The organism is Elioraea sp. (assembly GCF_051860475.1).
Lineage (GTDB): Bacteria > Pseudomonadota > Alphaproteobacteria > Acetobacterales > Acetobacteraceae > Elioraea.
On the sequence record NZ_JBHYDW010000004.1, the window covers coordinates 69,827 to 83,208 of the forward strand.

A 13,382-nucleotide genomic window follows, 5' to 3' on the forward strand; every position below is an offset into this window, starting at 1 on the left:
GAGATCCGGCATGGTCCATCGCATCGCAACAGTCGTCATGCTCGTCGTCGCCCTGTCGGCTCCGGCCGCTTCAGCGCCCGAGAGCGGCCTCGTCACCCGGCCGAGCACCCATTCCGCCGAGGAGACCGCGCGGCGCTTCGTCGCGGCGGTGCAGTCCGCCGGATGGAAGGTCTTTGCCGAGATCTCGCACGACGATGCCGCACGGTCGGTCGGGATGACGCTCAGGCCGAGGCGGGTGATCCTGTTCGGCAACCCGGCAGCCGGCACGCCGGCCATGCAGCGTGCCGCGACCCTCGCGCTCGATCTGCCGATGCGCGTGCTGGTCTGGGAGGACGATGCCGGCCGTGCCTTCCTGACGCGGAGCACCGGCAAGGACATCGGCGAGCGCGTGTTCGCCCGCCATGGCCTTCCCTATCCCGCCGAGGTGCAGCAGGGCTTCGACCGTTTTGTGACAGGACTGGTACGGGCGGCGACCGAATGACATGATCCTCGCCACCGCCGTTCACCGGTCGGCCGCGAGCCTGCTGGGTCTGCTGCTCGGCACTGCCGGGGTGACCGCGGTGCTGGTGCTGCTGCCTGCCGGCGATGCGGCGCTGCTGCCCCTGTTCGCTGTTGCCCTGGTGCTCGGCGCGGCATTCGTCGTGACCGAATTCGGCTTTACCGCCGGCTTCCGCGACCTCCTGGTGCACGGGGACGGGCGCTCGCTCGCGGCGACGCTGATCGTGCCGGCCGTTGCGGCGATCGTGATCGTACCAATGGCGATGCTCGGCGAAAGCCACGGGCGCTATGTCGCGCCGATCGGCCTTCCCCTGGTTGTCGGCGCGGCGATCTTTGGCATCGGCATGCAGATGACCAGCGGCTGCGGTTCCGGCACGCTGGTCGCCGCCGGCGCAGGCTCACGGCGGATGCTGGTGGCTTTGCCGTTCTTCAGCGGCGGGGGCGTGCTCGGCAGCCTGGCCGTGCCGCATGTCGCGACCTGGCCAGGTCTCGGCGCGGTCGACCTTGCGGCGACGTTCGGCGCGACCGGCGGCCTCGTCGTGACGGAGGCGATCATCCTCGGCAGCGCACTCCTGATCGCGCGTGGACAGCGTCCTGCACCGACAGTGGCGCGTGCCGCAGTACTGATCGGCGCGCTCGCTGCCATGATCTTCCTTGTGTCCGGCCTTCCCTGGGGCGTCACCATGGGCCTGACGGTCGCTGGAGCGAAGGCCGTGCAACTGACCGGCGTCGATCTCGGCGGGTCGGCATTCTGGGCGTGGGAGGGCGCGCGTTCCGCGCTGGATGGTCCGCTGCTCGCGCATCACAGCGCCCTCAGCAATATCGGCCTTCTGCTCGGGGCGCTGCTGGCAGCCGCTGTCACTGGTCGGCTGCGGCATGACCTCGCGATCGGATGGAACGGCACGATCGGCGCGGCGGTCGGCGGCGTGCTGATGGGGATCGGCGCGCGGCTCTCCTTCGGCTGCAACATCGGCGCCGTGGTCGGCGGGCTGTCGTCCGGCAGCCTGCACGGTCTGGCGTGGCTGATCGCGGCGATGCCCGGGTGCTGGCTCGGCATCCGCCTGCGTCCGTTGCTCGGCATGCGGACGGGGTGAAGCGCATCGCCGCGCTTCAGCCCGGCTCCACCTCCGGGTCGCCGGTTCCCTCTCGAGTAGGGAACGATCGCTTCCTCGCCGGAGGGCGGTGCGCACCGGCGATCGCCTTGCCGACCCATACCCGGACCGCATCAGCGTTATCCAGTGCCGAGTCCGGCAGCGTCCAGTACTCCATCCTGATCCGCTGGCCCGTCCTTGGGGATGTCCACTCAAGCTGACGCGCGCCCGCCGCCTCGAGCTCCCGCGCCGTCTCGCGATCGGCCTTCAGATGGATCTCGCCACCGAGGATGATCGCGAAGATGACACCGTGGAGGTAGACGCCGGCGCCGCCGAACATAGGGCGGATCTCGATCGCGCCGAGCGTTCCCAGGACCTCGCGCGCGAGATCGGCCGCCGCCTGATCGTCCGCTGTCCAGGTCATGGGTCGAACCTCCAAGAGCAGGCGAGCGTGCGGCCGTGCCGGGCCGTGCATGACCACACCGGCCGTTCGGCGTGTGATCCTATCGTCGGGGCAACGCGCCGGCGGAGACAGAAAGAGCCCCGGGTCTTGCAAGACCCGGAGCCACGGGAGCCCGGATGCGCGTCCGGACGAGGCTCCCGTCAGAAGTTGGCCTGTGCGGCAAGCTGGAAGCGCCAGGCATCGTCGCTTCGGCCGTTCGCGTTCTCCCGGTTGCCCCAGATCACCTCGCCGCCGAAGGTCAGCCGGGGAATCGGCGTCCAGAACAGCGAGGCATGGACCGTGTTGACGTTGTTAAGGTCAGTCGGGCGCCGGCTCTCCTCGAACTGTGCGCGGCCATAGGTGAGCTGAGCCGCGACCTCCTTGGTGATCTCCTGGCGGATCGAGGCCACCACACCGAACGCTCGGATTGGATTGACGTTGCCCGCCGCATCGACGAACGCATCCTGACCGAAGCCGTTGGTGAGGTAGCGCCCGAGCCCGTCACCATAGGTGAAGGCGCCCATGATGCGGTTGCCGGGCCAAAGCGAGGTGTTGCCGGAGATATTGACGCCCCAGCCGATCGCGTCATCGCCCGTACCGCTGGGCGAGCCGAGAATGCGCCCGACGCCCGCCAGCTTCAGCAGCCCCCAGGACCCTCGCCACGTCGCCGCGACCGTGACATCCGGCACCTTATCGACACCTGCCCGGATGCCGAGGGTCGTGCTTTCCGCGATCGGGTTGCCCGCCGCGTCGCGGCCGCTGAACTCCGAGTTCTCGAGCGAGGCCGACAGGCTGAGGCTCTGCGTCAGCGCATGCGTGTACCTCACCTGCGCCTGCCGGATGAAGGTGACGCCGGCGGGGCCCTGGAAATCCACCGTGCTCGGATAGCTCTCGATCGGCATGAAGTTCGACCAGGTCTGGCCGAGCGTCAGGCCGCCGATGGTGGCGACCGCGTGGCGCAGTCGGAACGACGACGAGTTCGAGAACACCTCGTTGCCGCCGGCGCCGAAGAAGTCGCCCTCGAACCATGTGCTCAGTTCACCCCAGCCGGTCGGCGTGAAGGTCCGCACGAACAGGCGCGACTGGCGCGCATGCGCCCGGAAGCGCTGCCGGTCGCCGGTATCCGTGGTGGTGATCGATTCCGGCACGAACGTATCCCCGAGCGCCTCGGACGCATCGTAGATCAGATCGACCTTCACGTAGCCGCCGATCTGCACACTGGTATCGGTACCCGGCAGACGGAACGTGCCAGGCCGATCGCCTCCGGTAACGACATTCTGGCGTGTCGCCTGGACCTCCTCGCCCATGCGCCGGAGCCTGTCCTCAAGCTCGGCGACAGCGGCGCGGAGACGCTCCATCTCCTCCCGCACCACCGCGATCTCGCCTCGCGGCTGCGCCAAGGCCGTCGGCACCGGCATCCCTGGCGCACCGATGCCGATCGCTGTCATGATCAGAACTGCCCTGAGACCTGCCCTGGGGCTCATTGTCTGGCGCTCCGTTCGTCCCGCTGTGGCCGCCCCGTCTGTGGTTCGCGGGACGGCCGTGTCGGGACAGGAGAGCGCGGCAGCGTCCGGCAGTCATTGTCCGCAGGAACCGCGGGATTTGTCCGCCGATGCCACGGCGGGGTAACGTGCGGGCAGCCTCGACAGACACCATCCTGGTCGCAGTACGATCGGGGAAGGGGTCAGACCATGGACGGCCTTGCAGGGGGTGGGCTCGAGATCTTCGACTCGGCTCGCGTGCCACGCGCCCGGCAGTTCGACCTCTTCTACAGCGCTGTGACGGGGCGGATCGGGCGCATGACGCCGACCCGTCCGGCCGGTCTCGACGGCTTCCGCAGTCGTATCGTCTCTCGCACCTTGAACGCATGTACCGCCCATGTCATCTCGGCGCCGAGCCATGACGCCGAACGGCGACCGCCCGACATTGCGAGCGACGGCCGCGACGATCTGCATCTCACGCTGATGCTGCGCGGCGTGCGCGGAATCGACATCGCCGGCCGGAGCACGACGGCGCGCGCGGGAACGCTGTTCATGGCGCCGAGCTGGCGCCCGCACCGGCTGCTGGGGGTTGGCTCGCGCTACACGGGGGTACGCGTGGCTTTCCCCACGACGCCGATCGCCCGGTGGCGTGCCGAGCAGCTGATCGCCGAGCCCGGGCGTCTGGACCGCAGCGCGCTCGCGCCGGTGCTGCGCGTCACGTGCCTCGCGATCGCCCGGAGCCTGCGCACGCTCGAAGACCACGACCTGAAGGCGTTGCTGGGCGCGTCGGCCAGCATGGTGTCAGCCCTTGTCGAGCGGCCGGACCAGCCCGGCGCGTGCGACGACCAGACCGCGCTCTATCTGCGCGCGCTGATGACGATGGAGGCGAGCGCATCCGAGTGGGATTTCGATCTCGGCTCGCTCGCGCGGATGCTCGACACCTCGCCGCGGCGGATCCAGCGCGCGCTCGCCGCCCACGGGGAGACGTTCTCGGACGCGCGGCGGCGGCTGCGCCTCGAACGCGCGCGGCGCGCCCTGCTGGAGGACAGGCGCCCGGTCCAGCAGCTGGCGTTCGACTCCGGCTACAGCGAGCTTTCCGCGTTCTATCGGGCGTTCCGCCGGGCCTACGGCCTCACTCCCGGACTGCTGCGGGGGTTGGCGAGATAGTCCGGGACCGCGGCGTCGACGGCGTCCCGCTGGCGGGTCTCGAACCGTGCGGCAGGATCCGCGGTTCGGTGCAGGAAGAAGATAGTCTCGTGGGCCTGCCGGTCCGTTTCATCCGTCCATGCGATACCGCAGATCGGCCGAGGCGCCGTATCCGGCGCCATGTCCGCGCGAAGTAGCAGTATGACCCGCCGCATCCCGGACACGCGGAAAGGCGAAGCGGGACACACAGGACAAGGATCAGTGTCATGACCAGGACCATCCTCGCCGCGATCGCCACTCTCGTCCTCGGCACGTCAGCTGCCCTGGCGCAGAGCGAGCAGCCCCATCCCGGCTTCATCAGCCCGACCTACGGCAGCGGCCATGTCGGCATCGTTTCCGGCGAGAGCGCCGGCACGTTCAGCCATCGCACTGCGACTCCGCTGCTCGGCGGTGGTCACATCCCGGGGCAGCACAGCGCGGAAGCGGGCGGAGGGTTCGTGCAGCGACTGGCGATTTCCATCGGGCGGCAGTCCGATGGCAGCCGGGTGACGGCCCTCTCCGGCGGTATCAGGGTCGGCGGCTGACCTCTCCAGCCTGCGGCAACGGGTGCCCCGGCGTCACGGGCGACGCCGGGGCACCCTCGCTTCAGGCGACCTCGGACCAGAGGGCCTTCTGGAACGGCGGATCGAGCGGCGTCACGGCGATGTGGTTCGTGGAGTTCGACAGCGTCTTGAGACCGACGCCAAGCAGAACCTCCAGCACCTGAGCCGCCGAGTATCCGGCCGTCGCCAAGGCTTCCAGTTCACCGTCGGATGGACGCCCGCGTGTCCGGACCACCTCGGCCGTGAACCGTCGCAGAGCTTCCAGTTTCGGATCCGGGATGGTGGCGCCGCCGCGGATGGCGCGCACCACCGTCTCGGGCACCTTCTGCATCGCGGCGATCACGGTGTGGGCGGCGACGCAGTAGTCGCAGCCGTTCTCGACGCTGACCGTGAGCAGGACCGTCTGCCGCTCGGCCGGCGTCAGTGAGGTCTCGTCGAACAGCGCCGCGAGCGTCGGATAGGCCTTCGCGAGCGCGGGCGCGGAGGCCATCACGCCGAGCAGGTTGGGCACGAAGCCGAAGCCCTGCTGTGCGCGCCGGAGCACATCCTGTGCTGCGGCGGGTGCGCTCTCGACGGTATGGATCGGATAGGTCATCGCATGGTCTCCATGGGGAACGAGGATGCCGGCGTCATCCGCCGGCATCGGACTGTGGAGTCGCGGGCCGGCACGCGTTCGACGCCCGACCCGCGCCAGGCTCAGGCGATCGCGGCGACGCGCCGCACCGCCTCGTCCGTCGTCCAGACCGCGTTGGCGATCATCCGGAAGTTGATCAGGGCAGCGAGGTAGCCGTCGCCCTCCGGCACCTTGGCGGCCGCCGTTGCATCGCGCACCACCGCGACCTCGAAGCCCTGTTCGAGGAGCTCGCGCAGATGGCTCTCGACACAGAGATTCGCCGACATGCCGGCGAGGATCACCTGGTCCACCTTCTGCTTGCGCAGTTGCAGCCCGAGATCGTTCTGCTCCGGCCCATAGACCTTGTGCGGCGAGGCGATCACGGTCTTGCCATCGTAGATGTAGGGCTTGTAGCGCGCGACGAAGTCGGCGCCCGAACCCTCGAAGCCCTTCAGGTCGAGGGGGCCGGCACGATCGAACATCTTGATCGCGTGCATGACCTTCTCGAGCGTGCCCTCGAACTTCCAGCCGTAGTCGGTCGGGAAGTAGAAGTGCGGCGAGATCGCCACCGGCAGCGTGGAGGCCTTCGCCGCCTTGAACAGGCGCTCGATGTTCTCGACGACATTGTGCTCGCGCACGCTCTCGCCGACCACGCTCCAGGCCACACCCTGTTCGGTCAGGAAGTCGTTCTGCGGATCGACCACCACCAGGGCGGTGCGGCCGCGCTCCAGCACCATCGTGCTGGGTGGCAGGGCGGGATTGGCAGGCTCGGCATAGGCGGCGTTGGCCGAGGCCGGCCTGGCGGCGGCTGCGACAACGGCGCTCGCGGCGACGGCGCCGGCGACGCTCTGCATCGCGATCCGCCGACCAAGGCTGGTCGGCCCGGACGGTGGGTCCTGGGTGGTCATGGTCGTTCTCCTGTACGGTCACGGTTGGCACGATCGGGTCCCGCGCGTCGCGCGGAACGGGATCACCGTGCCGCAGCGGAGGTCCCTTATCGTCTGGCAGATGTCCTCGCGCCGGGCCTGCGGATCACCGCTGGGCCGCGGCCTCGCTCGGGTGGTGCTGTCATGATCGAAGCCGTTCTGGATGCGCTTGACGTCGTGCTCGAACCCTTCGCGCTCTGCGAGATCCGGGGCGACGCGTCGCTCGGGCTCGGGCGCAGCGGCCATGCCGTGCTGCACTACGTGCTTGCCGGCGAGGGCACGATGACGGTGGAGGGACAGCCCGCGACCGCTGTGCGCGCCGGATCGGTGGTTCTGGTGCCCGCCTTCGTCGCGCACAGCCTGCATGGCTCGGGAACCGGCGTGGGCCGGCTGCCCGACTGCCGCCCGCTCGACATCCCGATCGAGCATCTGCAAGCCGGCACCGGACCGGGCGTGCTGGCGGCGATCTGCGGCCGCGTCTCGGTGGTCTATCGCGGGCTCAACGGCACGATGGACCTGCTGCGCACGCCGGTGGTCGAGCATCTCGATCCGACCGACCGGGTGCGCAGCGCGCTCGACGACCTGATCGCCGAACTGGCGCGGCCGACGGTCGGCACGCGCGCGCTGGCGCGCAGCCTGCTGCTGCAATGCGTGATCCTGCTGTTCCGGCGCCGATTGCAGGAGAACGATGCGTCGGTCGCGTGGATCCGGGGCCTTGCCGACGAGTCGCTCTGGCAGGCGGTGCGCGCGATGCTCGACCACCCCGATCGCCCCCATACCGTGGAGTCCCTGGCGGGCGAGTCCGGGATGAGTCGCGCCAGTTTCGCCGCCCGGTTCCGCATCGCGTACGGGACCGGTCCGATCGAGCTGCTGCGCTCCATCCGGTTGCGGCGTGCGGCCGAGCTGCTGACGCTGTCCGATCTGCCGATAAAACGGATCGCCCGCATGGTCGGCTATGACAGCCGCACCTATTTCTACCGCGCCTTCAGCCAGGAATACGGCCAGTCTCCCGACCGATTCCGACGTGCCGCGGCCGGCCATGATCGGCCCAAGGACTGAGGCGAGCACATGTCACACGCACGAGGGGAAGGGGCGGCGCAGGCGCGGATGCGGCGACGACGGCGGTATCCCCGGAGCGACGCGAGACCCGTCACCCCTCTCGACCCACGACGCCCGACCGGAGCCGCGCCTCGGCCTCAGTCACCATCGCCCGAAGGATCTCGCCCGCCGGCACGACCGCGCCGACCAGATCGACGGCCTCGCCGACGATCACGGGCGCAGTGGAGACGTCGCCGGCCTCGCTCGCCCTGTCGTAGTGCGCCCGCTCGGCCGCCATACTGCGTGCAAGTCCCGGTTCATTCCCCTGCCAGCGGCGCGTGAAGGCGTTGTGCAGCGTGCGCAGGTTCCAGTCCGCGGGCCAGTCGAACCCCCGAGCGATGTCGAAGATGGAGCTGCGGAGCGTGGCGTCGCCGCTGCCCGCCACGGCGGCGCTCTTGGCGTTCACATGCGCAAGCGACTCCGTGCTCGCGTAGAACACCGTGCCGCACAACACGCCCGCGGCGCCAAGCATCAAGGCTGCCGCGAGGCCTCGTCCATCGGCGATGCCGCCGGCCGCCACGACGGGAACCGTGCCGGCGATGTCGGCGATCGCGGGCACCAGTGGCAATGTGGCACGCGCGCCACCATGGCCGCCCGCCTCCGTGCCCTGCGCGACGATCACATCCGCGCCTTCGGCCAGCGCACGCCGCGCCCCCTCCAGCGTCTGCACCTGCACGATCACCGCGACGCCACGGCGTTTGAGGGTCGGCATGAACGGGGCGATGGCGCCGAACGACAGCATGATCGCGCGCGGCGCATGGTCCAGCGCGAGGGCGAGCAGGGACGGATCGCGCGCGAGCGACCAGGTGATGAAGCCGATGCCGATCGCCTCGTTGCCGGCAGCGGCGAGTTCGCGCGTCAGCCAGGCGCGATTGCCGTAACCGCCACCGAGCAGGCCGAGCCCGCCCGCGCGACTGACCGCGGCCGCCAGCGCCCCGCCGCTGATCCCCGCCATCGGTGCGAGCAGCACCGGATGACGGATGCCGAGAAGCTCGCAGAGCGCCGTTCGCATGGTGCTGTCCTCAGCGCGGTGGCGGGTTGCGGCGGCGGTACTCGGTCACCGGCAGTCCGCCGATGCCCCAGTTCTCCAGCTCGACCTCGTCGATCACGACGACGGTGGTCGCGGGTGTCTTGCCGAGCACGCGGACAAGCAGGTCGGTCGCGCCGGCGATCAGCTCGGCCTTCCGTGTGGGCGTGACACCTTCGCGCGTCACCCGGATGTGGACATACGGCATCAGACAGCCTCCGGTTCGAGCTCGTAGTGGAACACCTTGGTGATGATCTGCCAGCGCCCGTCGACACGAATCATCGTCAGGAGGTCAGTGAAGAACTTCGCGCCGATCGCGCACTCGACGCGCACCGCGGCGGTCACGGGCCCGGCGCGTTCGATCGACACGATCCGATCGCGGCGCCGCTCGCCTCGGCTGGCCGGTGACGTGCGGGCGGCGACGATCGGAAAATACTCCGCCATGCCGAGATGGATGAGCGGGGTCTCGGTGGCGCAGACATAGCGCGCATCGGGATGGAAGATGCGCGCCAGCCGGCGGACGTCGCTGAAGTGCAGACCGTCGAAGTACAGTCGGAGCGCCTCCGCGATCTCCGCCTCTGCCGCCTCGGCGCCCATCGTCACGCCGCCTGCCGCCAGCGGCCGGCCGCTTGCGCGACCCGGCGGCCGAGATGCTCGGCGGTCGCGCGATCGGCGCGCGGTGGCGCGAGTTCGGGCGGCGCATCGGCGTTCGACTGCGCCATCGCGCCGAGGAAGCCGGCGAGCCGGTTGAGATCCTCGGGCGAGCCCTTGCTGGTGTGATTGCCCGGCAGCAGGCCGAGGCCGATCCACACCATGCCGTGCTGCATGGCGAACAGCGCGAGCTGTTGCAGGGTCGCAAGCTTGTCGCCGTTCATCCCGGCGGAGTTGGTGAAGCCAGCGGCCAGCTTGTCCTTCCAGCGCTGCTCGGCCCAGCGGCCCGAGGTCGCGTCGAGAAAGGCTTTGAAGGGAGCGGAGGGGCCGGCCATGTAGGTCGGTGCGCCGAGGACGATTGCGTCTGCCTCGTCCAGCGTGCGCCAACCCGGCGCGGCGTCGTCGTTCAGCTCCTCGACCGAGAGCAGCTGTGCCTGTGCCCCCGGCACCCCGCTTGCGCCGCGCAGCACGGCTTCGGCCTGCACACGGGTGTGGCCGTATCCGCTGTGGTGGACGATCGCGATCTTTGCCATGGTGTCTCTCCATCCGGGGGCGGGCCTCAGGGCCCATCTGCACGGCGGGAAGATCGGCGCCGGACGGCGCGCCGGAAAGACCGCGTGTGCTGCGCCCGGGACGTTTTGAGTATCCGCATGGATACCGAAGGAGCGCGCGATGCCCCTGAAGGTGAGGAAGAACCGCTCGCCGGCGCCGCCACCGAGCTGCGCTGTCTCCGAGTGCATGGCCCTGATCGCCGGCGCCTGGACGCCCAACATCGTGTGGTATCTCGGCGCCGGGCCGCGACGGTTCTCCGAGCTGCGCGGCGATCTCGCGCCGGTGACCGCGCGGGTGCTGGCACGGCGGCTGCGCGAGCTCGAGGCGCGCGGCGTGGTGACGCGACGGGAGATCCAGGGTTCTCCGCCGACGGTGGAATACGCGCTGACCGAGCTGGGGACCGAGCTCCTGCCGGCGCTGCGCGCGATCGTCGAGGTCGGCCTGCGCCTCAAGGCGCGCGACGAGGTTGAGGCTCCATCGGCTTCTGGCGCTGCGGCGCCGCCGCCCTTGGCTGCACGGGCAGCCTGAGCCTCAGGCCGCGCCCTGGAGCCCGCGCCGCGCCGTCCTCACCCGGCGCAGCAGGACAGGCGGGCGAGGTCGGTCTGGAAGCCGAGGGCGGTGAGCTTCAGTCCCTCGACGGTGGTCAGGTAGGGAAAGATCGTTTCGGCGAGTGCCCGCGCCGTCAGGCCGGCGCGCAACGCGACTGCCGCCGTCATGATGCTGTCGCCGCCTTCGGGTGCGAGGATCTGCGCGCCGAGCAGGCGGTGGGTGCGGGCATCGGCGACGAGCTTGATCAGGCCGCGCGTGTCGCGTGCCGCGAGCGCGCGCGGCACCTCTCGCAGCGGAACAAGCGAGGTCTTTACGTCGTGGCCCGCCGCGCGTGCCGCCGCCTCGGTCAGCCCGACGCCGGCGACCTGCGGATCGGTGAACACAACCCACGGGATGGCGCTGCGATCATAGCGCCGCGCGTCGCCGTCCAGCGCGTTGAGCGCGGCAATCCTGCCGCCATGTGCGGCCATGTAGACGAACATATCCCGTCCCGTGACATCGCCGGCGGCGTATGTGCCGGCGCGCGAGGTCCGCATCCAGGCGTCCACCTGCACGCGGCCGCGATCGAGTGCGACATCGTCGGCGAAGTCGTCCGCGTTCGGCGTCCGGCCCGTGGCGACCAACAGGCGCTCCGCACGCAGCGTCTCGACGCGGCCGTGGGCCACGATGTCGAGCGCCATGCCGTCGCCGTCGGGGGCGGCGCGACGATAGGCGAGGCCGGTGCGGACCGTGACATCCTCCGATTCCAGATACTCGGCCAGTGCCGCGCCGATCTCGGGCTCAGCCTCCGGGAGCACTCCGCGGCGCGCGACCAGCGTGACGGCCACCCCGAGCCGCGCGAACATCTGCGCCAGTTCGCAGCCGATATAGCCCGCGCCGAGGACGATCATCGAGCGTGGCAGGCGCCGAAGGTCCAGCGCGCGCGTGCTGTCGAGGAACGGGACCGTGGTCAGACCCGGAATGGCCGGCGTGGCTGGACGCGCGCCGGTGGCGATGACGACCTTCCCCGCGCGGACGATCCGGCTTTCCACCGCGACGCCGCCGGGGGCCAGGCGCGCTCGGCCGGGGATGAAGGTGATCCCGGGATAGCGCGGCAGCAGATCGGCGTATTTCTGCGCCCGCAGCGTTTCGACCAGGTCCTGCTTGGCACCGATCAGTGCCGCCCAGTCGGTCACCTGCGCCGTGCCCGCGAGCCCTGGAAGCCGGGTCGCCGCGCGCGCGGCATGGACCGCTTCCGCCGCCCGGATCATGGTCTTGGACGGCACGCAGCCGACATTCACGCAGGTGCCGCCGAGCGTGCCATCGCCGATCAGCGCCACCCGCGCGCCGTGATCGGCGGCGGCGATCGCTGCTGCGAAGCCGGCCGAGCCGGCGCCAAGCACGGCGAGATCGTAGCCGCCTGGGCGCGGGCAGCAGGGATCCATGGTCATCGATTGCATCCCGTCCCGGCGATGCGGGCGGCGGCCGCGCGGCGCCACAGCGCGTAAGCCGTCAGCCCCAGAAAGAAGACCAGCGCCGGCAGCAGGACGAGGTCGAGCCAGCCGACGATCGCGGCGAGCCCCACGGCGCCCAGCGCAATGACAAGGATCGGCGTGAAGCAGCAGAGCGCAGCGATGGCGCTGCCGCTCAGGCCGGTCGCAAGCAGAGGCCGATCGTCCACCGCCGTCACTCGATCGGCCGGGCCGGATATCCGATCGCGGACGACGCGGCGGCGATGGCCAGTGGATCCGTGCGCGCCGGGTCGAACACCACCTCGGCGGTGGCGCTGCGATAGTCCACGCGAACGTCGATCACGCCTGCAACCCGGGTCATCGCCGCCTTCACGGTCGCAGGGCACATCGCGCAGTGCATGCCCTCGACACCAAGGCGCGCGGTCTGCTGTGCCGGCGCGGCGACCGTCGTGGATGGTGATGTCGCCGTCTGCTGAGCGCCGACCGAGGTGGTCAGCAGCAGCAGGGGAACGACGGCGGTGCGCATGCGGAAGGTGGTCATGGCTGTGCCCTGTCAGAGAACGACGGGTGCCCAGAGCTCGATGCTGAGGGCTGTCAGGGTCAGGACCGTTGCGCCCCACAGCACGGCCTTGGTGACGCGCCCCGAGGCGGGACGCGCGCAGGAGCCGTCGACACACGCGGGCTTTGGCTGGAAATAGACCTTGCGGAAGCCGAACCCGAGGAAGACGAGCGCGACGGCCGCGAACACCGGCTGCAACGGCGCGACCGCCGACAGTTGCCCGATCCAAACGCCCGTCACGCCGACGCTGACGAGCGCGAGCGGGACGATGCAGCACGACGAGGCGAGGACCGCGCCGAGCGCGCCCAATGCGACGAAGCGGCGTGTCGCTGGCGGCGCAGCCGGGGTGGCGACGGGGGTTCGAGAGGAAGCGGTATCGCCCACCGGGGCCATCGCGGGATCGCTTGGGCGTGCCATGCTCCGACCCTAGGCTCTGTAGTCGCTACAGGCTCAAGGCGCCGATGACGGAGCGCACCGCGATGACCCATCACGCTTTCGCGACACCGTTGACGCGAGCCGGCCTCGCGCGCGCCGCGGGCTGCAACATCGAGACCGTGCGGCACTACGAGAGCGTTGGCCTCATGCCGCCGCCGCCGCGGGGGGCGAACAACTACCGGCTCTACGACATGCGCCACGTCGCGCGGCTGCGCTTCATCCTGCGCGCCCGCGCGCTCGGCTTCGACACCGCAGGCGTGC

Annotated in this window: 19 protein-coding genes; 7 read left to right on the forward strand and 12 right to left on the reverse strand. The window is 70.3% G+C overall.

Going from position 1 to position 13,382, the window contains the following annotated elements:
- The first annotated feature begins 10 nt into the window (after positions 1 to 10).
- Both ACTIFU_RS01735 and ACTIFU_RS01740 read left to right on the forward strand, forming a co-directional pair.
- Entirely contained in the window at positions 11 to 481 is a 471-nt protein-coding gene (locus ACTIFU_RS01735; protein WP_439576553.1) for a DUF302 domain-containing protein, read from the forward strand.
- A 1-nt stretch (position 482) separates the two neighbouring features.
- Positions 483 to 1,592 (forward strand): YeeE/YedE family protein, encoded by a 1,110-nt coding sequence (locus tag ACTIFU_RS01740; protein ID WP_439576554.1) that lies wholly within the window; start codon positions 483 to 485, stop codon positions 1,590 to 1,592.
- Positions 1,593 to 1,608: 16 nt separating this feature from the next.
- On the opposite strand, the gene ACTIFU_RS01745 is transcribed toward ACTIFU_RS01740, so the two are convergent.
- Together ACTIFU_RS01745 and ACTIFU_RS01750 are read right to left on the reverse strand one after the other, a co-directional pair.
- Complete coding sequence (locus ACTIFU_RS01745; protein WP_439576555.1) at positions 1,609 to 2,013, reverse strand: TfoX/Sxy family protein; 405 nt, start codon at positions 2,011 to 2,013, stop codon at positions 1,609 to 1,611.
- Positions 2,014 to 2,192: 179 nt separating this feature from the next.
- On the reverse strand, positions 2,193 to 3,479 hold the full coding sequence (locus ACTIFU_RS01750) for a DcaP family trimeric outer membrane transporter (RefSeq protein WP_439576556.1): 1,287 nt from the start codon (positions 3,477 to 3,479) through the stop codon (positions 2,193 to 2,195).
- A 351-nt stretch (positions 3,480 to 3,830) separates the two neighbouring features.
- Between ACTIFU_RS01750 and ACTIFU_RS01755 the strand changes: the two genes are divergently transcribed.
- Both ACTIFU_RS01755 and ACTIFU_RS01760 read left to right on the forward strand, forming a co-directional pair.
- Entirely contained in the window at positions 3,831 to 4,679 is an 849-nt protein-coding gene (locus ACTIFU_RS01755; protein ID WP_439576557.1) for a helix-turn-helix domain-containing protein, read from the forward strand.
- Between the two features lie 245 nt (positions 4,680 to 4,924).
- Positions 4,925 to 5,242, forward strand: coding sequence for a hypothetical protein (locus tag ACTIFU_RS01760; protein ID WP_439576558.1), 318 nt, complete (start codon positions 4,925 to 4,927; stop codon positions 5,240 to 5,242).
- 61 nt (positions 5,243 to 5,303) lie between these two features.
- Here the strand turns inward: ACTIFU_RS01760 and ACTIFU_RS01765 are convergent, their stop codons facing one another.
- Entirely contained in the window at positions 5,304 to 5,855 is a 552-nt protein-coding gene (locus tag ACTIFU_RS01765; protein WP_439576559.1) for a carboxymuconolactone decarboxylase family protein, read from the reverse strand.
- Between the two features lie 101 nt (positions 5,856 to 5,956).
- Positions 5,957 to 6,781 (reverse strand): cysteine hydrolase, encoded by an 825-nt coding sequence (locus tag ACTIFU_RS01770; protein ID WP_439576560.1) that lies wholly within the window; start codon positions 6,779 to 6,781, stop codon positions 5,957 to 5,959.
- 162 nt (positions 6,782 to 6,943) lie between these two features.
- Here ACTIFU_RS01770 and ACTIFU_RS01775 point away from each other — a divergent pair, with 162 nt between their 5' ends.
- Positions 6,944 to 7,858 carry an AraC family transcriptional regulator gene (locus tag ACTIFU_RS01775; protein WP_439576561.1) on the forward strand — a complete coding sequence of 305 codons (915 nt, stop codon included), beginning with the start codon at positions 6,944 to 6,946 and terminating at the stop codon, positions 7,856 to 7,858.
- 91 nt (positions 7,859 to 7,949) lie between these two features.
- Here the strand turns inward: ACTIFU_RS01775 and ACTIFU_RS01780 are convergent, their stop codons facing one another.
- The 4 genes from ACTIFU_RS01780 to ACTIFU_RS01795 are packed head-to-tail and all read right to left on the reverse strand — an operon-like array spanning position 7,950 to position 10,108.
- Entirely contained in the window at positions 7,950 to 8,909 is a 960-nt protein-coding gene (locus ACTIFU_RS01780; protein ID WP_439576562.1) for an NAD(P)H-dependent flavin oxidoreductase, read from the reverse strand.
- A gap of 10 nt (positions 8,910 to 8,919) precedes the next feature.
- Positions 8,920 to 9,132 (reverse strand): tautomerase family protein, encoded by a 213-nt coding sequence (locus tag ACTIFU_RS01785; protein WP_439576563.1) that lies wholly within the window; start codon positions 9,130 to 9,132, stop codon positions 8,920 to 8,922.
- Positions 9,132 to 9,521 carry a nuclear transport factor 2 family protein gene (locus tag ACTIFU_RS01790; RefSeq protein ID WP_439576564.1) on the reverse strand — a complete coding sequence of 130 codons (390 nt, stop codon included), beginning with the start codon at positions 9,519 to 9,521 and terminating at the stop codon, positions 9,132 to 9,134. Before ACTIFU_RS01790 ends, ACTIFU_RS01785 begins: the two co-directional genes overlap by 1 nt.
- Positions 9,522 to 9,523: 2 nt before the next feature.
- Positions 9,524 to 10,108, reverse strand: coding sequence for a flavodoxin family protein (locus ACTIFU_RS01795; RefSeq protein ID WP_439576565.1), 585 nt, complete (start codon positions 10,106 to 10,108; stop codon positions 9,524 to 9,526).
- 139 nt (positions 10,109 to 10,247) lie between these two features.
- Here ACTIFU_RS01795 and ACTIFU_RS01800 point away from each other — a divergent pair, with 139 nt between their 5' ends.
- A complete protein-coding gene (locus ACTIFU_RS01800; protein ID WP_439576566.1) occupies positions 10,248 to 10,655 on the forward strand; it encodes a winged helix-turn-helix transcriptional regulator in 408 nt (135 codons plus the stop codon).
- Between the two features lie 38 nt (positions 10,656 to 10,693).
- On the opposite strand, the gene merA is transcribed toward ACTIFU_RS01800, so the two are convergent.
- Genes merA through ACTIFU_RS01820 form a run of 4 tightly spaced genes read right to left on the reverse strand, consistent with a single transcriptional unit; the run spans position 10,694 to position 13,079 of the window.
- Complete coding sequence (merA, locus tag ACTIFU_RS01805) at positions 10,694 to 12,106, reverse strand: mercury(II) reductase (RefSeq protein ID WP_439576567.1); 1,413 nt, start codon at positions 12,104 to 12,106, stop codon at positions 10,694 to 10,696.
- Positions 12,103 to 12,345, reverse strand: coding sequence for a mercury resistance system transport protein MerF (gene merF, locus ACTIFU_RS01810; protein WP_439576568.1), 243 nt, complete (start codon positions 12,343 to 12,345; stop codon positions 12,103 to 12,105). Before merF ends, merA begins: the two co-directional genes overlap by 4 nt.
- Positions 12,342 to 12,668 (reverse strand): heavy-metal-associated domain-containing protein, encoded by a 327-nt coding sequence (locus ACTIFU_RS01815; protein WP_439576569.1) that lies wholly within the window; start codon positions 12,666 to 12,668, stop codon positions 12,342 to 12,344. The genes merF and ACTIFU_RS01815 overlap by 4 nt, the downstream gene beginning before the upstream one ends.
- A gap of 12 nt (positions 12,669 to 12,680) precedes the next feature.
- Positions 12,681 to 13,079, reverse strand: coding sequence for a mercuric transporter MerT family protein (locus tag ACTIFU_RS01820; RefSeq protein ID WP_439576570.1), 399 nt, complete (start codon positions 13,077 to 13,079; stop codon positions 12,681 to 12,683).
- A gap of 86 nt (positions 13,080 to 13,165) precedes the next feature.
- Here ACTIFU_RS01820 and ACTIFU_RS01825 point away from each other — a divergent pair.
- Positions 13,166 to 13,382 (forward strand): MerR family transcriptional regulator (locus tag ACTIFU_RS01825; RefSeq protein WP_439576571.1); only part of this gene is annotated, 217 nt, incomplete at its 3' end.